Origin of the sequence: Streptacidiphilus sp. P02-A3a (assembly GCF_014084105.1) — a bacterium.
Classification (GTDB): domain Bacteria; phylum Actinomycetota; class Actinomycetes; order Streptomycetales; family Streptomycetaceae; genus Streptacidiphilus.
Genome location: NZ_CP048289.1, coordinates 2,454,893 through 2,474,181 on the forward strand (window position 1 = coordinate 2,454,893; position 19,289 = coordinate 2,474,181).

At 67.1% G+C, this 19,289-nt stretch carries 23 protein-coding genes and 1 pseudogene; 8 read left to right on the forward strand and 16 right to left on the reverse strand.

Annotation, left to right across the window (positions count from 1 at the left end; all coding sequences use genetic code 11):
• Positions 1-11 precede the first annotated feature (11 nt).
• Positions 12-254, reverse strand: a complete 243-nt coding sequence (locus GXP74_RS11005; protein WP_182456366.1) for a DUF397 domain-containing protein — start codon at positions 252-254, stop codon at positions 12-14.
• Positions 250-1,125: a helix-turn-helix transcriptional regulator gene (locus GXP74_RS11010; RefSeq protein ID WP_182451306.1), complete on the reverse strand. Its 876-nt coding sequence runs from the start codon at positions 1,123-1,125 to the stop codon at positions 250-252. The genes GXP74_RS11005 and GXP74_RS11010 overlap by 5 nt, the downstream gene beginning before the upstream one ends.
• A 263-nt stretch (positions 1,126-1,388) precedes the next feature.
• On the opposite strand from GXP74_RS11010, the gene GXP74_RS11015 reads away from it, so the two are divergent.
• Both GXP74_RS11015 and GXP74_RS11020 read left to right on the forward strand, forming a co-directional pair.
• Positions 1,389-2,240: a thiopeptide-type bacteriocin biosynthesis protein gene (locus GXP74_RS11015; RefSeq protein ID WP_182451307.1), complete on the forward strand. Its 852-nt coding sequence runs from the start codon at positions 1,389-1,391 to the stop codon at positions 2,238-2,240.
• 285 nt (positions 2,241-2,525) lie between these two features.
• Positions 2,526-2,807, forward strand: coding sequence for a hypothetical protein (locus tag GXP74_RS11020; RefSeq protein WP_182451308.1), 282 nt, complete (start codon positions 2,526-2,528; stop codon positions 2,805-2,807).
• Positions 2,808-3,104: 297 nt separating this feature from the next.
• Here the strand turns inward: GXP74_RS11020 and GXP74_RS11025 are convergent, their stop codons facing one another.
• The 4 genes from GXP74_RS11025 to GXP74_RS11040 form a co-directional block, all read right to left on the reverse strand.
• Positions 3,105-3,407 (reverse strand): hypothetical protein, encoded by a 303-nt coding sequence (locus tag GXP74_RS11025; RefSeq protein ID WP_182451309.1) that lies wholly within the window; start codon positions 3,405-3,407, stop codon positions 3,105-3,107.
• Positions 3,408-3,706: 299 nt separating this feature from the next.
• A complete protein-coding gene (locus GXP74_RS11030) occupies positions 3,707-4,555 on the reverse strand; it encodes an IS5 family transposase (RefSeq protein ID WP_182451310.1) in 849 nt (282 codons plus the stop codon).
• A 54-nt stretch (positions 4,556-4,609) separates the two neighbouring features.
• Positions 4,610-5,092 carry a hypothetical protein gene (locus GXP74_RS11035; protein ID WP_182451311.1) on the reverse strand — a complete coding sequence of 161 codons (483 nt, stop codon included), beginning with the start codon at positions 5,090-5,092 and terminating at the stop codon, positions 4,610-4,612.
• A gap of 78 nt (positions 5,093-5,170) precedes the next feature.
• On the reverse strand, positions 5,171-5,644 hold the full coding sequence (locus GXP74_RS11040) for a discoidin domain-containing protein (RefSeq protein ID WP_182451312.1): 474 nt from the start codon (positions 5,642-5,644) through the stop codon (positions 5,171-5,173).
• A gap of 303 nt (positions 5,645-5,947) precedes the next feature.
• On the opposite strand from GXP74_RS11040, the gene istA reads away from it, so the two are divergent.
• A complete protein-coding gene (gene istA, locus GXP74_RS11045; protein ID WP_182451313.1) occupies positions 5,948-7,363 on the forward strand; it encodes an IS21 family transposase in 1,416 nt (471 codons plus the stop codon).
• Positions 7,360-8,130, forward strand: a complete 771-nt coding sequence (gene istB, locus GXP74_RS11050; protein WP_182449778.1) for an IS21-like element helper ATPase IstB — start codon at positions 7,360-7,362, stop codon at positions 8,128-8,130. Before istA ends, istB begins: the two co-directional genes overlap by 4 nt.
• A 59-nt stretch (positions 8,131-8,189) precedes the next feature.
• Here the strand turns inward: istB and GXP74_RS11055 are convergent, their stop codons facing one another.
• From GXP74_RS11055 to GXP74_RS11070, 4 genes are all read right to left on the reverse strand, one after another.
• Complete coding sequence (locus tag GXP74_RS11055) at positions 8,190-8,351, reverse strand: hypothetical protein (protein ID WP_182449777.1); 162 nt, start codon at positions 8,349-8,351, stop codon at positions 8,190-8,192.
• A gap of 34 nt (positions 8,352-8,385) precedes the next feature.
• Positions 8,386-8,634, reverse strand: a complete 249-nt coding sequence (locus GXP74_RS11060) for a hypothetical protein (protein WP_182449776.1) — start codon at positions 8,632-8,634, stop codon at positions 8,386-8,388.
• 560 nt (positions 8,635-9,194) lie between these two features.
• Positions 9,195-10,652, reverse strand: a complete 1,458-nt coding sequence (locus tag GXP74_RS11065) for an IS66 family transposase (protein WP_182451314.1) — start codon at positions 10,650-10,652, stop codon at positions 9,195-9,197.
• Between the two features lie 585 nt (positions 10,653-11,237).
• The gene (locus GXP74_RS11070) at positions 11,238-11,411 is read right to left on the reverse strand and encodes a hypothetical protein (RefSeq protein ID WP_182451315.1); all 174 of its coding nucleotides are present in this window, start codon (positions 11,409-11,411) and stop codon (positions 11,238-11,240) included.
• 197 nt (positions 11,412-11,608) lie between these two features.
• Here GXP74_RS11070 and GXP74_RS11075 point away from each other — a divergent pair.
• Positions 11,609-12,411, forward strand: a pseudogene (locus GXP74_RS11075) (IS5 family transposase).
• 240 nt (positions 12,412-12,651) lie between these two features.
• Positions 12,652-13,107 carry a DUF6879 family protein gene (locus GXP74_RS11080; protein WP_370468410.1) on the forward strand — a complete coding sequence of 152 codons (456 nt, stop codon included), beginning with the start codon at positions 12,652-12,654 and terminating at the stop codon, positions 13,105-13,107.
• Between the two features lie 149 nt (positions 13,108-13,256).
• On the opposite strand, the gene GXP74_RS11085 is transcribed toward GXP74_RS11080, so the two are convergent.
• The 6 genes from GXP74_RS11085 to GXP74_RS11110 all read right to left on the reverse strand — a co-directional run bounded on the left by GXP74_RS11085 (position 13,257) and on the right by GXP74_RS11110 (position 17,358).
• Positions 13,257-14,639 (reverse strand): 8-oxoguanine deaminase, encoded by a 1,383-nt coding sequence (locus GXP74_RS11085; protein WP_182451316.1) that lies wholly within the window; start codon positions 14,637-14,639, stop codon positions 13,257-13,259.
• Between the two features lie 141 nt (positions 14,640-14,780).
• Positions 14,781-15,701 (reverse strand): factor-independent urate hydroxylase, encoded by a 921-nt coding sequence (gene pucL / locus GXP74_RS11090; RefSeq protein WP_182451317.1) that lies wholly within the window; start codon positions 15,699-15,701, stop codon positions 14,781-14,783.
• Positions 15,702-15,708: 7 nt separating this feature from the next.
• On the reverse strand, positions 15,709-16,023 hold the full coding sequence (gene uraH / locus GXP74_RS11095; protein ID WP_182451318.1) for a hydroxyisourate hydrolase: 315 nt from the start codon (positions 16,021-16,023) through the stop codon (positions 15,709-15,711).
• Positions 16,024-16,082: 59 nt separating this feature from the next.
• Complete coding sequence (gene uraD / locus GXP74_RS11100; protein ID WP_370468411.1) at positions 16,083-16,607, reverse strand: 2-oxo-4-hydroxy-4-carboxy-5-ureidoimidazoline decarboxylase; 525 nt, start codon at positions 16,605-16,607, stop codon at positions 16,083-16,085.
• A gap of 98 nt (positions 16,608-16,705) precedes the next feature.
• Positions 16,706-17,086: a helix-turn-helix domain-containing protein gene (locus tag GXP74_RS11105; RefSeq protein WP_182451319.1), complete on the reverse strand. Its 381-nt coding sequence runs from the start codon at positions 17,084-17,086 to the stop codon at positions 16,706-16,708.
• Positions 17,083-17,358: a thiamine-binding protein gene (locus GXP74_RS11110; RefSeq protein ID WP_182451320.1), complete on the reverse strand. Its 276-nt coding sequence runs from the start codon at positions 17,356-17,358 to the stop codon at positions 17,083-17,085. The genes GXP74_RS11105 and GXP74_RS11110 overlap by 4 nt, the downstream gene beginning before the upstream one ends.
• 119 nt (positions 17,359-17,477) lie before the next feature.
• On the opposite strand from GXP74_RS11110, the gene GXP74_RS11115 reads away from it, so the two are divergent.
• Positions 17,478-18,353, forward strand: a complete 876-nt coding sequence (locus GXP74_RS11115) for a TIM barrel protein (RefSeq protein ID WP_225447854.1) — start codon at positions 17,478-17,480, stop codon at positions 18,351-18,353.
• Between the two features lie 35 nt (positions 18,354-18,388).
• Positions 18,389-19,288 carry a 2-hydroxy-3-oxopropionate reductase gene (locus tag GXP74_RS11120; protein WP_182451322.1) on the forward strand — a complete coding sequence of 300 codons (900 nt, stop codon included), beginning with the start codon at positions 18,389-18,391 and terminating at the stop codon, positions 19,286-19,288.
• The last annotated feature ends 1 nt before the right edge of the window (position 19,289 follow it).

Genomic DNA, 19,289 nt, shown 5'->3' on the forward strand with positions numbered 1-19,289 from the left:
TGCTGCTGGTGCTAGGCGGTCGGGGTGGTGCCGAATTCGCCGTCGCGGACGGCGGTGACGAAGGTGGTCCAGGCGGTCGGGGTCAGGACCAGCGCGGGGCCGCCCTTGTCCTTGGAGTCGCGGACCGCGACGGCTCCGGGCCGGGTCGTCTGCCGGGCGAGTTCGATGCAGTTGTTGCCGGTGTCCCCGCTGTAGGAGGACTTGTACCAGTCGCTCTCGGGGGCCAGTTCGGGTGCCGTGATGTGAGTGTTAATGGTCCGTCAGCTCTCGTTCTAGTCGGTGCATGAACTCTGGGGTGTCCTCGGGCGGGAGCGCCGAGGCCGTCATGGCGTCGAACCGCCGGTTGAACCGGTCGACTTCATGACGCTTGTCCGATGTCGACACGGCGCCCCAGGCGGTGTCCACCTGGATGATTCGCGGCAGCTTCTCACCCAGGTCAAGAATGCTGAAGTCACTGCGGGAGCGGTAGCCCCTGCTGGCTGTCGGGAGCACCTGGATCGTGAGGTTGGGCAGCGCGGAAAGCCTGGCGATCTCCGCGTACTGACCGAGCATCACGTCCGGACCTCCCACGGCATAGCGTAGGGCAGCCTCGCCGAGGATCACCCGGAGATTCAGCGGGTCCGGATCTCTGGTGAGCACGTCCTTGCGCTCCATGCGCAGGTCGACGCTGCGGTTGACGAAGTCCATCGTCGTGTCCTCAACGGCCCGCGCCATTTCGAACAGCGTCCGCGCGTAGCCCTCGGTCTGGAGCAGTCCGTGGACCACACTCGGCTCGAAGGCTCTGATCTGCCGGGCCTCGGTCTCCAGGCCGACGAAGTTCGGCATCCCGGGCGGCATGACCCCGCGGTACTGCGTCAGCCAGTCCTGCGCGGGGACCTCGCGGTTCCGCTCGATGATGGCGTCGATCGTCTCCTCGTCGGTGACTTCGTACTTCTCCAGCAGTTTTCGCAGGTCGCCGACATTGCGGAAGCTGAGGCTCCCGGCCTCGATCCGCGCGAGCGTGGCCTCGGAGATCTTCAGCCCCACGATCGCCTGCTTGCGGGTCAGGCCGGTCTTCTCCCGCAGGCCTCGTAGCTGGAGACCGAGTTCCAGTCGCCTTCCGGTTGTTCCGAGCTTCGCAGCCACAGCGCCCCTCCTTTGGCTCTCCGTGCACAACTCGCTACGCTGTGTGCGCAGTGTTACATGAGGTGTGCGGCCCGCGCAGGTATTTGTGCCAATCTCGGCATATACCAATGTGCCTGCGCTGAGTATTCTGCGGCGATTCCGTTGCTCAGCTTGCTGTCGATGCCTCACCGTTGAGCGAGCAGGAACGCGCTGACCAGGACTCTCTCCCAGCTGGTCCGGACGGCGGTGCGTGCTCCCTGCGTCGATCCGACTGAAGGAGTTCGATGAGCCTTGTCCCGATGAGTCGGCAACTCAGGGCCCCGAAGCCGTCCGGCTTGGCGGTGGCGCCCCTCGCTCCTGCACCGCCCCTGGATCAGTGGCTGTGGGTGAAGCTGTACGGGCCTCCTGAGCGGCAGACCGAGATCCTGACCGGTCACCTGTCGGGCCTGTGGGAAAGCCGGACCGGCCGCTGGGCACAGTGGTGGTTCGACCGCTGCTGCGATCCCGATGACCACCTGCGACTGCGCGTCCGGGTGCCCCGGCTCGGCCGGCTCACCGGCCTGGTCGAACGCGTCACTGGCAGGGCCGAGGACCTGCATCGTCTGGGTCTGGTCGAACATGTGCAGTGGGGTACCTGCTCCCCGGAGGCCGAGCTGGCTGCGGCCGAGGAGGTGTTCGCCGCCGACTCCCGTGCCGCCGTCGCCGAGTTGAGGAGCGGCCTGCATCAGCAGGTGGTCACCGCGGCCAGTCTGCTGAACCTGGTCATCGACTTCATGGGGGACGCCGATACGGCGGTGCACTGGGTGAACGATCACCTCGACCGGACCGACGCGGCGCCGGTCGGCCGTGACATCCATGACCAGGCCCTCCAACTCGCCTCGCCGGAGCACTACTTCAGCGCCCTGCGGGCTACCGCCGCAGGCCCGGCCGTGGAGCAGACGTGGCTACCACGCTTCTTCGCCGTCCACGCCTACCGCCAGCGCCTCGACGCGCAAGGTGAGACCGGCCTGGACGCCGCCCTCGCGTCCCTGCTGCACACGCACCACCTCCGCGTCTTCGGCAACGACGCCGCCTGCGAACGCACCTGCTACCAACTCGCCCGCTCCGCCGCACAGGCCTGGATCGCCCGCCGATAGCGGGTGTCCCGCTGACCGCCAACGCTCACGCCGCCGCCCCGCCCCCTCGCCCGAGAGTCCGGGGCAGCGGCTCGGGAACAGTCAGCAGCTTTCCTTACGGGTGATGCTCGGACCGCTCGGTGTGGTTCATGGCCGAGGGAGCCAGCTGCAACAGCTCGGACTGCAAACCGGCGGCTCCGTGCCCGGGCATCGACGTGGGCTCGCAGCCGGCCGTGTAGTCACCGTGTGATGCTGCCCTTCCCGGGCCGTCCGGAAGGTCCGGGAAAGGCGTGCGAGACTGGCCGGGTGACCATCACCCAAGACGAACTGAACGAGGCAGGGCGTGCGGCTTTCCTGGCCACGAAGGCCACGTTCCTGGACGCACTGACGCAGCTGTGCGACATCACCGGCGCGGACGCCAAGGCGCTCGCGGGAGCCTTGGCGCTGGACGCCCGGATCGGGCCGATGGATGTCGGCCACGATGCCTACGACGCGGAAGCGGTCCGCACGTTCCTGGCCCGGTTGGAAGGTGAGGGGATCACCCTTCCGCTGGAGTTCCTTCGATTGATGGTCCGCTCCGCCGCCTGACCACGCCGCCGAAGGCGACGCCGTGGCACGGGTTGCCGACGAGGGCGCGATCCCTCGGACGTCGGGTAGCGTCATGGCACGCCGCTGCCCCGGACCCTCGCCGTGGGTCCGGGGCAGCGGTCCCCGGCGCACGGAGGCGTCGGGGAGTTCGGGTGCGTGCATCCAACTCGCTGGCCAGTGGGCTGCCGCCGCCCGTTTCAGTGGTTGCTCGGACGTCCCTCAGAACGCGTTTGAGATCTAGTGCCGCATCAGACAGCGTTCGCCCTGGGCGGGAACGGGGCGCTTTCGGGGGTCGGGTCAGTGCCGCAGGGCTTTCCAGGCGTGCCAGCAGCGGGCGCCTGCCCACAACAGCGCCCCGAGGGGGGCCAGCGCGATCTGGATCCACCTGTCGTCCGGCTCGTTCCGCCGCCACATGCGTGCCCCCGTCACCGCTGCGGCCAGCGCCCAGGCGGCGAGGAGGACCTGCGGGATGCGGTTGTTCGGCCACACGCCGATCAGAACGGCCAGCGCGATGATGCCACACCAGGAAAGCAGCATCCCGACCCACGGCCCGAAGAAGATCAGCGCGAGACCCCGGGTCTGCTTTTTGTCAAAGCCCACAGGCGATGGTCCCACGACCGCTCCCACGTGCCCAGAGCTTCGCGCGGCAGCTGACGGATCCCCGCGAGAGGGGCAACAGCCATCGGTGGGCTGCATTTGCTCACCGATGGCAAGCGGGTGTGGTGGTCCGATCTGGCTCACTGCGTGCGGCGCTACCATGTCTAGCTTGAACCGGTGTTCGTCGCCCACGCGCGCGGCAACCACTGGGCCGTTCCGCAGCTCGGCGACGAGGAACTGGAAGCGATGCTGACGTTGCTCCTTGAGGATGAGGGCGAACTGGACTGAGGTGGTCCTCTGCGTCACGCCGAAGTTCGGGTCAGCGGCCTGCGGCCCGGCCGTGTGGCGGGGCGGCCGCGGGTGAGTCGGCGGACCATAACGCCGATCATCGCCCATCTGATCATGGTCTCCGCTCGGGCTGGGCTGGCTTCATAGTCCCGGGCCAGTCGCCGGTGGGCGGTAAGCCACGAGAACGTGCGCTCCACCGCCCACCGCTTCGACTGAATCTGGAAGCCGCGCTGGCCCGGGTCCTTTCGGACGATCTCCAGTTCGCGGCCGAGGGTCTGCGCGGTCCAGTCGGCCAAGCGGCCGGCGAAGCCCTGGTCGGCCCAGATCATCCGGACTCCGGGGTGGTCGTGGCGAGTCCACAGCAGCGGGTGCTTGGCACCGTCGCGGTCCTGGATGTTGGCCGCCACAACGTGGACCGCCAGCAGCAGACCGAGGGTGTCCGTGATGATGAAGCGCTTACGGCCCTTCACCTTCTTGCCGGCGTCGAATCCCCTGGTGGCGACCGGGACGGTGTCAGCGGTCCGGATCGACTGCGAGTCGATCAGCGCGGCGCTGGGCTCGGCGTCGCGGCCGTCGGCCTCACGGGCCTGGTCCCGGAGGGCGTCATGGATCCGCCGGACCGTGCCGTCGTCGTGCCACCAGGAGAAGTACCAGTACACCGTGGGCCACGGCGCGAAGTCCTTCGGCAACTGCCGCCAGGAGCAGCCTGTCCGCACTACGTAGAAGATCGCGTCCACGATCCGGAGTCGTGGGTGCTTCTCCCGCCGCCCGCCTTTCGGCCCCACCCGTGCCGGAGGCAGCAACGGTTCAACCAAATCCCACTGTTCATCCGTCAGATCCGACGGATAGCCCCTACCAGCCACATGAGGCTCAACGATCACCCTGATCGCAGGGCACGCAAGATCTCAAACACGGTCTCAGGGAGCGGGCCAGAACTGAGCCAAGTATTCTTCCTGAATCTCATCGAAGTCGAAGTCATCATGGATTTCCCTGAGCCGTTGCCGCCCTCGGCAGTAGACTCTCACATTTGAAATCGCACCTGCGGGTCCTATGACGAGATCTTCACCAATCGCCTCCCCGTCCATCCCATAGGCGATAATAAATCCACTGCGGAGTTTCAGGAACGCGTCGGCACTGATTTCCCATTCAGTCAATTCGAGAGGCGGCTCCCTATCCCATGCTTGGATTTCTACCTCTGCAAGCAGGGTATGGCCAGCGCTTTCGACTCTCAAATATCCGTCGCCTTCGGAGAGGTACCCGGAAGTAATTACTTTCTTCCCCTCCATCAATGGATCGTCAGACCAATCAACGAGATTTCCGTAAGCCTCCTGAAAATAGAGAAATCCATAGGTGATGGTAGTGACGCCACGCACTGATCCGATCTTCTGAGAGTTATTCATGGCCTTCCCCTATCCTATTCAACGCTCCGGCAAAGGGGACGGGCGGGGAACTCGCACCCCACCCGTCCCGCACGAGTTCTACTGGCCCATCACAGCAACTTCATCGACCATGCTCCAGGCGGTTCCCCCATCGACAGTCACCTTAACGTAGCGTCCTGCCGTATTGAGAGCGATGGCCCTGTAAGTCTTGGCCTGCATGTCAGCACTAACGTAGGGCTCAGTGATGCTGGCAACCTGCGTGAAGCTGCTGTCATCACTGGACACTGAATACGTCACGCTCGCCGGAAGGAACACATCGTCGCTCAGCGCCTGGAACCAATCGCTGTCGATCTCGTTGATGGTCTTGTTGCTTCCGAGGTCGATGACGAACGTATAGGTGCCGGCGTAGCTCTTCAGATGGAGACGTAGCTCAGACGGGCGGATCTTCGTTCCGCACGCCGCGAAGTGAGATCGACTTTGAGACAGATTGGGCGGATCACGCGTATGGAAGAATCCGCTCTGATCCACAACTGGAATCGGTTGCGGCCACTGCCGCTCCTCAAGGATTCTCATCAGGCGATATCGAACAGATCTACAATCACGTGTTCACCGAAGAGCATGAGCTTGATGTGGGAACCATGCGATTCGATGCAAACCCCAGAATCGCGCGCGCCTGGGAAAGGCTCCAGGATGGCATTCCGCACTCCACCGACTTTGAGCTTCTAAGTCATGAGCTCTATGAGTCATCCTGGTGTCGGCGTACGAGCGAACATGCGCCACCTCGTACGGGTGATTGTGCTCCAGAAGTGATGCGGTGGCGGGGTGGTGTCCGCGAGTCTGCTGTTGTCCGTTCGGGTGGCAGAGGGGCGGCTGGCCGTGGTCTTGGACCCACATCGCTGGTTGGAGTTGAGGCGATTTCGCGCCCTGTACGAGTCGGGCGCGATGAGCCAGCGGCAGATCGCGAAGGAGACCGGGCTCAATCGCCGCACGGTCGCCAAGTACTTGTCGGGTGAGGTCCCGGCCGCGCCACCGCAACGGGAGTCCGGCGCCTTGCCCAGGCAACGGGCGGTGGATGAGGTCGCTCCGCTGATCGACGCGATGCTGCGGTCCGAGATCCTGCTCAAGGGAGCGGTGATCCACGAGCGACTGGCCCAGGAGTACGGGTTCGCCATCAACTACCAACGGGTCAAGATCTACTTGCAGGAGGCCCGGCCCCGGATCGCCGGGGAGCTCGGTATCAACCCCGGCGAGCTGGCGGGCCTGCACCGCCGGTTCGAGGTCGTGCCGGGCGCCCAGGCCCAGGTCGACTGGGGCGACGAGGGACGGATCCTGGCCCACGTCGGCATCCCGAAGGTCTACTCATTCCACATGACGCTGTCGTACTCACGGGACCCCTTCTGCTGCTTCACCACCAGCCAGGACCTGGCGACGTTCTTCGACTGCCACCGCCAGGCGTTCGCGCACTTCGGCGGAGTGCCGATGAGCATCGTCTACGACCGCACCAAGACCGTGGTCCGCCGACACGTCGCCCCGGGCGAAGCTGTCCCGCTCCACCCGGAGGCGGTGGCGTTCGCCGGGCACTACGACTTCGACATCGACGTGCTCGCCGCCTACCACCCCCAGGGCAAGGGCCGGGTCGAGCGGCAGGTGGCCATCGTGCGCGACCACGTCCTGGCCGGCCGGGCGTTCTCCTCGACCGAGGAACTCGACGCCGCGTTCACCGCGTGGGTGCCGGTCCGGCGCGCGCGGGTGCACGGTACCCACGGCGAGGTCATCGGCCTGCGCGCGATCCGCGACCACGTGGCCTTGCGGCCGCTGCCCCGCGCACCCTATGTGGTCGCGCAGCGGCACCTGCGGCATGTCGGCAAGGATTGCCTGGTCGCCTTCGACGCCAACCTCTACTCGGTGCCCGCCCGCAAGGTCCGCCCGCGCCAACTGGTCGAGGTCCGGGTCACGAAGTTCCAGGTCATACTCCATTCCACTGTCCCCGACACCACTGGCGGCACCCTGCTGGCCGTGCACTCCAGGGCGGTGGGACGTGGTGCCCGCATCGTCGACGAGCGCCACTGGGACGGCCTGCCCACCGGGGAGGGCCGCCGCACCACGACCGGTGACGACCCCCGGCCCCGCCGCGGCCTCGCCCTGCGCGAGGAGGACGGTCCGCTGCGGGCACTGCTCAGTCGGGCCGCCGCTGCCCGCGTCGAGGTGGGCCGGCGACCGCTGTCCGTCTACGACGAGCTGACCGGCACCCGCCCGTTCACCACCCACCCGAGCGCAGAGGAACCCTGTTGAGCGAACTGGTCAGCAACCGCATCCGCACCATGGCCGGCAAGCTCGGCCTGCCCCACCTCGTGGAGAGCCTGAACGAGTACGCCAAGCGGGCGGACGAGGCGAAGATGGGCTACGTCGACTTCCTCGACCTGGTCCTGTCCGAGGAACTCGCGGTCCGCGACGACCGGCGGTTCCGCCAGGGACTGCGGCTGTCGAAGCTGCCGCACCACAAGACGATGGACGACTACGACTTCTCGTTCCAGCCCGAGCTCGACCCGCGCAAGGTCAAGGACCTGGCGACCCTCTCCTTCGTCGAGGCCAAGGCCAACGCCGCTCTGCTGGGCCCGCCCGGGGTCGGCAAGACCCACATTGCCGTTGCCCTCGCGGTCGCCGCCTGCCGGGCCGGCTACTCGATCTACTTCACCAGCCTCGACGACATGGTCCGCCACCTCAAGACCGCCGAGGCCACCGGCCAGCTGACCAGCAAGCTCCGCACCTACCTGCGGCCCAGCGTCCTCGTGGTCGATGAAGTGGGCTACCAGCCCCTGGAACGAGCCGAGGCGAACCTGGTCTTCCAGGTGATCTCCAAGCGCTACGAAAAGGGCTCGATCATCCTGACCTCGAACAAGACCTTCAGTGAGTGGGGACAGGTGTTCGGTGACGAGGTTCTGGCCACGGCCATCCTCGACCGGCTCCTGCACCACTGCGAAGTCATCGCGATCAACGGCAACAGCTACCGCCTCAAGAACCGCCTCCAAGCTATCGAGCGGGAGGCCGATGTCGCCTGAGCGGTTGATCAGTCTTCAAATTTCGGTTGCTGCCGGAGCCGTCGAACAGCTGCGGGCTGTCACTGGAGCGCAGAGGCCGCGTCGTCGCTCTGAGCCTGGTAGACGGTCACAGTCGTGGCCACAGCGTCGACTTCGATCGGTCCGGTGATCCTCAACCAGACCAGTTCGGGCAGGCCCTCGGAGCGATCGAGTCGGCCGAGCGCCTCGGTGGGCCAGGGCAACGGCAACTTCGGTAGGTGGATCAGGGAGATCCCGTCAATAAAGATGGGGGCCAGTTCGGGTTCCCCACGGGTGAACCGAGTAGAGATTGGACAGCGAGACCACCACATCGGGCTTCCACGGCCCCTTGCGCAGCCACACGTCCAGCGTGTTCTCCTTGCGGTCCTCGTTGGACTCGTCCAACGAGATGCGCTCGATGAAGTAGCTGATGCAGGACTCCAACGTGCACGCCGCATTCGTGCATCGGTTCTTGAAGGCGTCGGGTGCCCCATGTTCGTCGACCACGGCACGAGACTACGGTGAGCGGAACGGGCCATGAAAGCGACTTCGCTGACACGGGTCGGTGGCGCACACAACTCCGTACGCACTGGAGCACTCAGATCAGTACGCGGACACCTGGATGTCTGACAATGGAAACCAGAACTATGTGATGGCTCATCAGGCCACTCTTGATGCTGGTTTCACCTGGGATGAGTTCGGACCCGAGGCGGACGGTATACCCTTCCGAGGGTAGGGATTTCAAGGAGGTGATGTCGTGGGATCTTCGGTCAGGATTGCCAAGAGGCCCTTGGCGGGCAGTAGTATCATATATTCATGGGAAAGAGACGATGGCTCAAGCGGGCACGTCATCGTCAATGTAGATACAGAAGCGATCCGCCCCTGTGACGCCGACGGGAAACCAATTGGCGATATGTCGATTAACAGGAGCGTTGGAAACGTAGAGAACCCAGATCCCGCAATTCGAGGAAGGTTTGTTGTGGTGGCAGCCGCAATCTTTCAAGAGTGGGACCGGACTGGGATCCTCCCTGATGTGGTCAGCCGCAGCTACGGATGACAGACCTCGGTCAGATCGGATCGGCGGCTCCTCTCGTGGTTGTCGTCAGATTTTCGGGATTCGGCGGCAGCCAGGGTCCACCGGCGAACAGTTGGACGAGGGCGTCGAGGTGGTCGATGTTGTGTTTCGCGGCGGTGGACAGGTATGACCAGATGACGGCGAAGTCGGCGATTCCGGCCAGGGTTCGCCAGTACCCGGAGACTCGCTGGCGGATCTTCGCCCCTCTTACTTCCAACTCGGCTGCGTTGTTGGTGAAGGGGATCGTCAGGTCGTGGATGAAGGCCAGGATCATGTCGCGGTGCTTGTCGAAGCGGGCTGCCAGGGTCAGGCCCCTTTGCTGGAGCGGCGTACTGCCAGGGGTGTTGTCCGAGCGCATTGCCGCGATCGCGCCCGCGTAGCGGCAGCGGATCTCGGTGAGTTCCACTTCCGAGAGCGCCTCGAGGCCGGCCCGGCGGGCTTCGTGGGTTGCCTTCAGGGCGAGGACCAGGGTGTTGGCCATCGCCTCGGCACCCTGCTGGTGGCCGGGGTCGGCATCGTGGACGGCCTTGAGGTCCCGAAGCGTGTGGGCACCGCACCAGACGTGGACGGCGTCGACGAGGTGGGTGTAGCCGCCGTAGCCGTCGCGGACCAGGATCCCGGCGAAGCCGTCGAGGATCTTCCCGGCGTCGATGTCGGCGACGCCGCGTCCCCCGGTGTGCATGGCGGTGAACTTGTCGTCGCGGGCCACGTGCAGGTATGCGAGCTTCGCGGCGGCGCGCGCGGTGGTCTCGTCCACGTGCAGGAGCCGGGCCCGGTGCAGGATCTTCTGGATGTGGGCCATGAACGGCTCCAGAGCGGCGGCGGCCTGGCGGCGAACGTTGACGAGCCAGCCGGTCGAGCAGTCGATGCCGGCCAGGTCACGCAGCAGCCGCTTCGCGCGACCGAAAGGCAGGTGATGGGCCATCACGGTGAGCACCGCCCGGGCCTTCACTCCCGGACCCCACTGCACTCGGTCACCCGCGCCCGAAGGTGCCGACCCGACGGTCACCGTCCCGCAGCACGGGCAGGTCTTGGAGATCACCCAGTACTCGGTGACCAGGGGCGGCGGAGGCGCGGCCACCTCGAACACCTGCCGCTTGGATACCCTGAACACTGTGGCGTCGGCCAGTTCGGTCCCGCAGTTGCCGCACTCCGGTGGCGGGCACTCGATCACCTCGTCCGGATCAGCGACCTGGCAGCGGGTGGCCCCGGGGTCGCCGTGCTGCTTGCCCGGCTTGCGCCCGGACTTCCTTCGCATCGCCGACGCCTTCGGTGGCGGCTTGCGATACGGGCCGTCCGCGGACGGAGGCTGGGAGGAGTTCGAGGAGTCCCGGTTCAACCGGTCCTGGAGTTCGGCGACGCGAGCAGTTAGCTCCTCGATCCGGGCAAGGGCAGTGGCCAGCGCGGCGACCAACTCGCCGCGATCCAGCGCCTCCAGCCCGATATCCACAACATCCTCAACGATCCGGAACCTCGACCGTTACCAAGCCCATGAGCCGGAGCCCGGGCGAGACGAACCCGCTCGCCACCCCATGTGAATAGCTACCCTGGCTCTTGATCGAATTAACCCATTGCTGCTCAGCCGCCCCCTTTGCCTTATTCTTCTTCGGCACCCCTGGGCCTTCTGCAGGCCAAGCAATCCGCTGTCGGCTCCGGCGCGCATCTCGGTAAGATGCGAATTGAGCACCGCCGCACTTCCTAGTGGTCCACTGTAGAGAGACACGTGCTTCGCTTGGACGACACTTGCCGATGCTGTGCCGGGAGCCAACCCGATAATGAGCAGGACTGCCATCATCAACGAGGAATAAATTCGAGCACAATTAAATTTCTCGCGTATATTGTGATGTATTTATCTATTGCACCTCCAAGTCGAGTGAAACTGGCGGAGTCGGTGTATGGCCGAACGTAAGGATTGGTGGGCGAATGCCAAAATCCCTGCACGGTTAATTCTGATACATTATTCCAAATGTTCTGAATTATCATATTTGGCGAGAGCTGCCGAACTGAGCCAGGGCACTGTCGGTGGCTACCTCTGTCAGGCTGACGTGGGCTGCGAGTGCAGCGGGGTCCCACCACCGCTCGTCATCAGCGTTTCCAGCACAGCGAGGCGCTTGAACTGGTAGAGCAGGACGGAGGTCTGCTCTACCACGTAGCGGAGCTTGCCCAGGCCGTGGATGTCGGGGTGGCTGCGGTGTGAGATGACGGGCATGGTGCCGCGATGCGGCGGGGCCGCCCGGTGCACGGCCTGACTGTCGTAGCCCTTGTCAGCCGGGAGGGCGTCGGGGCGCTTGCGGGGGTGGCCGACGTGGCCGACAACCGGCGGGACGCCGCAAAGTTCGTAACGAGATCTTGAGGTGCGACGCTGTCCAGCTGTAACCGCTATGACGCTGCGTCGTTCGTGAGGGTGTGAGCGTCAAGCAGTGGGTCGTGGACGACGAGTTGTGGGCACTGATCGAGCCGGTGCTGCCGCCCTGGCCGGAGTGCTCGCCCGGCCCCGGCCGGTGCCAGACCGGCTCTGTCTGCGGGGCGTGCTGTTGGTGCTCTACATTGGGATCACCTGGCAGCAGCTGCCGTTGGAGCTTGGCTTCGGCTCCGGGCAGACCTGCTGGCGTAGGCTGGGGCGCTGACAGGACGCCAGCGTCTTAGACCAGCTGCACCGCATACTCCTGTCACAGCTGAACGCGACCGGTGAACTGGACTGGAGCCGCGCGTGCGTGGACACCTCCCTCGTGCGCGCGAAAAAGGGGGCCCGCGACGGGTCCGTCGCCTGTCGACCACCGCAAGAGCGGTAGCAAACACCACCTGTATCTGCGACGGCAACGGCACCCCGCTCATGGTCATCACCACCGCGGCCAACGTCAACGGCATCACCCAGACCCTGGCCCTAGTCGACGCCGCCCCCGTCGCCGGCCACCTCGGCCACCCCCACAAGGGCCCCGACGCCCTCCCGGGCGACAAGGGCTACGACAGTCAGGCCGCCCGTCGGGCTCTGCGGCACCGCGGGATCCTGCCCGTCATCTCCCGCCGTGGACACCCCGACATCCACGGCCTGGGCAAGCTCTGCTGCGTCTTAAGCAGACCTTCGGCCTCCTGCACCAGTCCAACGCCTCGCCAACCGCTGGGAACGCCGCCTCAACTTCCACGAAGCCCTGGTCTCCCTGGGCCGTACCATCATCTGCTGGCGACGCCTCAAGAAAGCCGCACCATGATCGTGTTACGAGCTCCAGGGACCCGAACACCAATGGGGAGAACTGCCCGACGGTCTGGGCGGATCATGCTCGCGAAGAGGTCTGGTCCTGAGTTGGAAGCAGGGTATTCGGAAGGCGAAGCGGCCATCCGGCTTCCGTTCCGTAGGGTGGCTGCGGTCAGGGAGGCTTGTGATGTCCCAGAAGGTGCCGTAGTTCGCTGAGATGCTGGCCGACTGCCGACGCTCCGCAGTGCATCTGGAGATGCGCGACGTGTACGGCGTGGCCGAAGAGGATGCTGACTTCGCAGCGTGGAAGGCCGGACGTCGCCACGACCACGCCGACCGGGAATCCTGGTGGTCACCGTTCCTCACGCTGGTATCTGACGCTGTTGCCAGGGGGGTTGAGTTCCGGCGGGCGCGTGTCGTCTCCGAGCCACTGACGGACTACATCCGATACGAGCACTCGTGCACCTTCCAGAACGTCGCGGCGGGTGAGTCGGTCCGATGGCTGCCGAGACACCGGGCGTCAGATCTGCTGCTATCGGGAAATGACCTGTGGATCTTTGATGACCAGGTGGCACGGTTCGGCCTGTTCTCCGGCGACGGTGCTTTCCTGGAGCACCAGTTGAATGACGACCCACAGGTCGTGAAGCGCTGTGCCGACGCTTTCGGGGCCGTGTGGGACAGGGCCACACCCCACGAGGACTACCGGATCTGACAGCGCAATTTCCCCGTCATGCCGCGCCGCTGCCCCGGACCCTCGCCGTGGGTCCGGGGCAGCGGTCCCCAGAGCGCGAACGCGCCGGGGAGTCCGGGCGGCACACCGTCCAGTGGCGCCCGGAGTATGGGGGGACTACATGAAGAGGCTCAGCCGCGGGTGGCCAGGTCGCGGGCGGCGTCGGCGGCGGCCTTGGCGATGCGCTCCTCGTTGACCGTGGTCAGGTGGCCCTGCTCGACCACCGGGCGGCCGTTGACCAGCAGCAGCGTCAGCGGCGGCAGCGCGCCCAGGGTGAGCGCGGCGACCGGGTCGGCGATCGACGAGTGCATCACGCCGTCCACCTTCCACAGCGCCAGGTCGGCCAGCTTGCCGACCTCGATCGAACCGATCTCGTGCTGGCGGCCGAGCACCCGGGCGCCGCCCATCGTGCCCAGGCGCAGCACCTGACGGCCCGTCATCGCGTCCGGGCGGCCGCGCAACCGGTTGATCAGCAGCGCGTTGCGCAGCTCGGTGCCCAGTTCGCCGGACTCGTTGGAGGCGGTGCCGTCCACGCCCAGGCCGACCGGTACCCCGGCCGCCATCATGTCCGGGACCCGGGCGATCCCGGCCGCGAGCCGGGCGTTGGAGGACGGGCAGTGCGCCACGCCGGTCCCGGTCTGCGCGAACTTGGCGATGTCGGAGTCGTTCATGTGGACGCAGTGCGCCATCCACACGTCCTCGCCGAGCCAGCCCACGCTCTCGAAGTAGTCGGTCGGGCCCATCCCGAACAGCTCCTTGCAGAACTGCTCCTCCTCCGCCGTCTCCGAACCGTGGGTGTGCAGCCGCACGCCCTTGCGCCGGGCCAGTACGGCGGCCTCCCGCATCAGCTCACTGGTCACCGAGAACGGCGAGCAGGGGGCGATGGCGATGTGCAGCATCGAGCCGAAGGCCGCGTCGTGGTAGCGGTCCACCGCGGCCTCGGACGCGATCAGGATGTCCTCGGTCCTCTCCACCGCGAAGTCCGGCGGCAGGCCGCCGTCGCTCTTCCCGCGCGACATCGAGCCCCGGGTGGCGGTGAAGCGCATGCCGAGTTCGGCCACCGCCTCGATCTCGGCCCCGAGGATGTCGCCCCCGCCCTGCGGGAACACGTAGTGGTGGTCCATCGCCGTGGTGCAGCCGGACTTCAGCAGCGCGGCGGCGGAGCCCTGGGCGGCGGCGTGGACCAGCCGGTCGTCGATCCGGGCCCAGGTCGGGTACAGCGCCACCAGCCAGTCGAACAGGATGTTGTCCTGCGCCAGCCCGCGGGTGATCCACTGGTAGAAGTGGTGGTGGGTGTTGACCAGGCCCGGGGTGACCAGGTGGCCCTCTGCGTTGATCCGCCGGGTGACCCCCTGGAGCCACTGCGGGGCCGGGCCCTCGCCGACCGACTCGATCCGGTTGCCGGCGACGACGACATGGCCGCGGGTGTACTCGTTGCCCTCGGCGTCGACGGTGGCGATCGCCGCGTTCTCGATGACGATGCGCTCGTCCGAGGGCGGGGGGAGGGTGCTCATCACGTGCTCCAAGGCGGTGTCGGGTGATGCGGCGAGGGACTGCCGCACCTGCGAGGTACCGCCGTCGGATGGTGCTGCCCAGGGCGGGACGGCGGGAGAATCCCTGGGGACTGCCACAGTACGTCGGTGGCGGGCGCGGCGTCAGGCGACCGGGATGACCGGGGTGACGCCCTCGCGGTGTACCGACCCCTCGATCAAACCATAGGGACGGTCCGCTGCGTAGTAGACCTCGTTGTCGTTCTTGAGGCCGAAGGGCTCCAGGTCCACCAGGAAGTGGTGCTTGTTCGGCAGCTCCAGCCGTACCTCGTCGATCTCGGTGCGGTTGTTCAGGACCCGGGTGCCCATGGCGTACAGGGTCTGCTGGAGCGAGTAGGAGTAGGTCTCGGCGAAGGCCTCCAGCAGGTGGCGGCGTACGTGGGTGTACGAGCGCTCCCAGTTGGGCTGGGTCTCCTCGCCGCTCCAGGAGTGCTTCCAGCGGGCGGTGACCTGGGTGGCCAGGATCCGGTCGTACGCCTCCTTGAGGGTGGTGTACTTGTCCTTGATGTAGCCCCAGAACTCCGAGTTGGTGGTGTTCAGCACGGTGAGCTCCCGGAGCCCGGTGATCACCTCGAAGTTCTCGCCGTCGTAGGTGATCTGGGCGGTGCGGACCTCACCGCCGTTGCGCACGAAGGAGTGCCCGGGCTCCCGGCCCTCCTCGCTGTTGCCTATGTACGGGCGGGAGCTGTCCGGCGTCCGGATCCGGTCCCAGGTGTACTCCTCGATCCGGATCCGGGCCCGCCTGATCGGCTCGTTGTTGTCGACGAAGTGGCGGGCGAGGTGGATGCCGAACGCCTCGGCCGACTCTATGCCGTGCTCCTTGGCGAAGGCGTACACGGTGTTCTTGGTGGTGTCGGTCGGCAGGCAGTTGGCGTTGGAGCCGGTGAGGTGGACGTCGTCGAGGTCCCCGGAGAGCGCGACCGAGACGTTCAGGTCCTTGATTTCGTGGCGGGTGGTGTCCCGGTAGACGCGGACCACGCGGGTCTCCGCCTTGCCGTACTGGTTCTGGCCAAGCACGTGAGCCATGGGATCTCTAGCTTCCTCGGTAGACGGAGTACCCGAACGGGTTGAGCAGCAGGGGTACGTGGTAGTGGGCCTGGGCCGGGTCCACTTCGATGACGATGGACACCTCGGGGAAGAACGGGCCCTCGGTGGTGAAGGTGAGCCGCAGCACGGTGCCAGCGGCGGTGTCGGGCACCGGAAGGTCCTTGCAACGGCCGTCGGCGTCGGTCTTCGACGCGCCGAGGACGGTCCAGCCGTCCTCGGTGTGCTGGGCCAGCTGGACCGGGACGCCCTCGGCGGGTCGGCCGGTGCTGGTGTTCAACACATGGGTGGAGACAGTGGTCATGATGCCCCGTCAGATGTCGGTGAATCAGCTCGGCTAATCAGGCTCATCAGTGAGAGAGGTCAGGGCGTGGACAGCAGCCGGTCCAGGCGGATGTCGTTGATCTTCCCCAACTCGCTTCGGACGACCTCGCGTTCGGTGTCCGGATCGTTGGGGTGGCGCTCCCGCAGCGCGGCCAGCATGGACCGCGCGGTGCGGCCGGTGGCGCAGATCAGGAAGACGTGGCCGAACTTCTCCTCGTAGGAGGCGTTGGCGGACCGCAGTTCGTCCAGCAGTGCGCGGTCGGCGCCGTGGACCCCGGCCTGCTCACGCTGCGAGGTGGCGTCGCCGTCCTTCGGGGTGCCGATGCGGGCGTGCCCGGCCATCGCCTCGTCCAGGTCGGCGGGGGTGAGCTGCGACATCGCCGCGTGGTTGGCGGCGCGCAGCGCCTCGGCGTCGGCCCAGGGCCGGGCGCCGCGGACCAGCCGCGCCCAGGTACTGCTCGCGCAGACCTCGGTGAGCAGCGCGTCCGCCTCCGCGTCGGAGGCGTGGTTCAGCCCGGACAGGGCGGGCGTGGCGGGCGTGGCGGGGGTGGCGGACCGGGTCACGGATGACCTCCAGGTAGGGGGGCATCCCACAAGCTAGATCCGCCGCCCGACTTCGTCAACAGTTTGTTGAAGAAGCCTTGCGCCCCCGTCGTCCCGGGTTAGGACTTCCTGGCGTCGCCCTGCTGCCGGTTCAGGTAGTTGTACACGGTGAACCGGCTGACGCCGAGCGCCGCCGCCACCGTCTCCACCCCGTGTCGCACGGTGAACGCGCCGCGCTCCTCCAGCAGGGCGACCACGCGCTGCTTGCCGGCCCGGTCCAGCGCGGTCAGCTCGCCGCCGCCGAACTGCCGCCGGACGTCGGCGAGCAGCCGGTCCAGCGCGCTCTCCAGGCCGGGCAGCCGCACCGCCACGGCGGGGCTGCCCTCCCAGTCCAGCAGGACGTCGTCCGGGCGGGCCTGCTCCGGTGGCAGGGCCCGTGCGCCCACGGCGTCCAGCAGTGGCTTTATCGCCTCGGCCAGCGGGTGCTCGGTCGCGCTCATCGGGACTCCTCGGCCTCGGCGACCGGGGCGCTGTCCGGGTCCAGGACGCTGACCTGGAGCGAGATCCGGGTCGCGCCGTGGGCGAGGGTCTCCTCCAGCAGTCGCCCGATGGCGGCCAGGGTCTGCGCCTGCTCGCCCTCGGCGCTGGTGCCGAACGGGCCGACGTCGACCCGCAGGCCGGCCTCGTCGACCACGCGCCGGGCAGTCCTCGCATGTTCGGGGAAGCCGTCCAGCTCGAACGGCTCTGTCGTGAACTCCACCTTCAATCGCACGCCAGCAGCCTATCCGGTCGGCAACTTCAACAAAATGTTGCTGACGTCCTTGACAGCCCGGCGGACCGTCATGCCATAGTTCCATCAAGCAGAAACTTGCTTCCGCATTGTGGAATTGGATGGGTGACCGCATGACGACCGCCGCCGCATACGCCTGGCTCGACCAGCGCTGGACCGTGAACCTCTCGACGCTCTTCACCGAGTTGCCGCTGGTGGAACGCCCCGCTGCGGCGGCAGCCGCCGGTTTCGACTCCGCCGAGATCTGGTGGACGCTGGACGGCCCCACCCCGCCGCGGACGGTGCTGGACGAGCTGCGCGCCGCCTTCACCGACGCCGGGGTGCGGCTCACCGGGCTGAACTTCGACGCCGGTGACATGGCCGCCGGGTCCAAGGGCCTGCTCTCCCGCCCGGCCGACTCGCAGCGGTTCCGCGACAACATCGCGGTCGCCGTGAGCCTCGCCGACTCGCTCGGCTGCCGGGCGCTGAACGCCCTCTATGGCAACCGGGTCGAGGGCCTGGAGCTCAAGGTCCAGGACGACCTGGCGCTGGAGAACCTGGTGCTCGCGGCCCGGGCCGCGCACAGCATCGGCGCCACGCTGCTGGTCGAGGCGCTGAACGAGCCCGAGGCCCCGCAGTACGCGCTGCTGTCCAGTCAGTCCGCGGTGGCCGTGGTGGACACCGTGAACGCCGCCACCGGCCTCGGCAACGCCGCCTTCCTCTGCGACCTCTACCACCTGGCCCGCAACGGCGAGGACCTGCCGAAGGTCATCGACCGGTACGCCGACCGCATCGGTCACGTACAGATCGCCGACGCGCCGGGCCGCAACCAGCCCGGCACCGGGACGCTCGACTTCGGCGACCTGTTCGGCCGCCTCGACACCGCCGGGTACCAGGGCCTGATCGGCCTGGAGTACAAGCCCGCGGCGGGCACCGCCAGTGCCGACACCCTCGGCTGGCTGCCCCGCGAGCTGCGCGGCAGCGCCCGCGCCCACTGACCATCCCCCCGCACCCGATCCGCAGGAGATCCGGCATGACCGCCGCCAAGCCCCGCACCATAGCCTTCATCGGCCTCGGCATCATGGGCAGCCCCATGGCCGCCAACCTCGTCCGCGCCGGACACACCGTCACCGGCGCCAACCTCACCCAGCCCCCGGTCGACAAGCTCATAGCCGCCGGCGGCAAGGGCGCGGCCGGCATCGCCGAGGCGGTCGCCGGTGCCGAGATCGTGATCACCATGGTCCCGGCCGACCCGCAGGTCGAGGAGGCCATCCTCGGCGAGGACGGCGTGCTGGCCCACGCCGCGCCGGGCACCCTGGTCATCGACATGAGCAGCATCACCCCGCAGACCTCGATCAAGGTCGCCGCCGCCGCCAGGGAGAAGGGCATCCGCACCCTGGACGCCCCGGTCTCCGGTGGCGAGGCCGGTGCCGTCGAGGCGGTGCTGTCGATCATGGTCGGCGGCGAGGTGGAGGACTTCGCCGAGGCCAAGCCGCTGTTCGACGCGCTCGGCACCACCGTGATCCACGTCGGTCCGGCCGGTGCCGGGCAGACCGTCAAGGCCGCCAACCAGCTGATCGTCGCGGTCAACATCCAGGTCGTGGCCGAGGCCGTGGTCTTCCTGGAGAACGCCGGGGTGGACCTCCCGGCCGCGCTGGACGTGCTGGCGGGCGGGCTGGCCGGTTCCACCGTGCTGAACCGCAAGAAGGCCAACATGATCGGCCGCGAGTTCGCCCCCGGCTTCCGGATCGACCTGCACCACAAGGACATGGGCATCGTCACCGCCGCCGCCCGCGCGGTCGAGGCCCCGCTGCCGGTCGGCTCGCTGGTCGCCCAGCTGGTCGCCTCGGCCCGGGCCAACGGCGACGGTTCGCTGGACCACTCCGCACTGCTCCGGGGCGTCGAGCGCCTCGCCGGACGAGAGGTCAACTGAG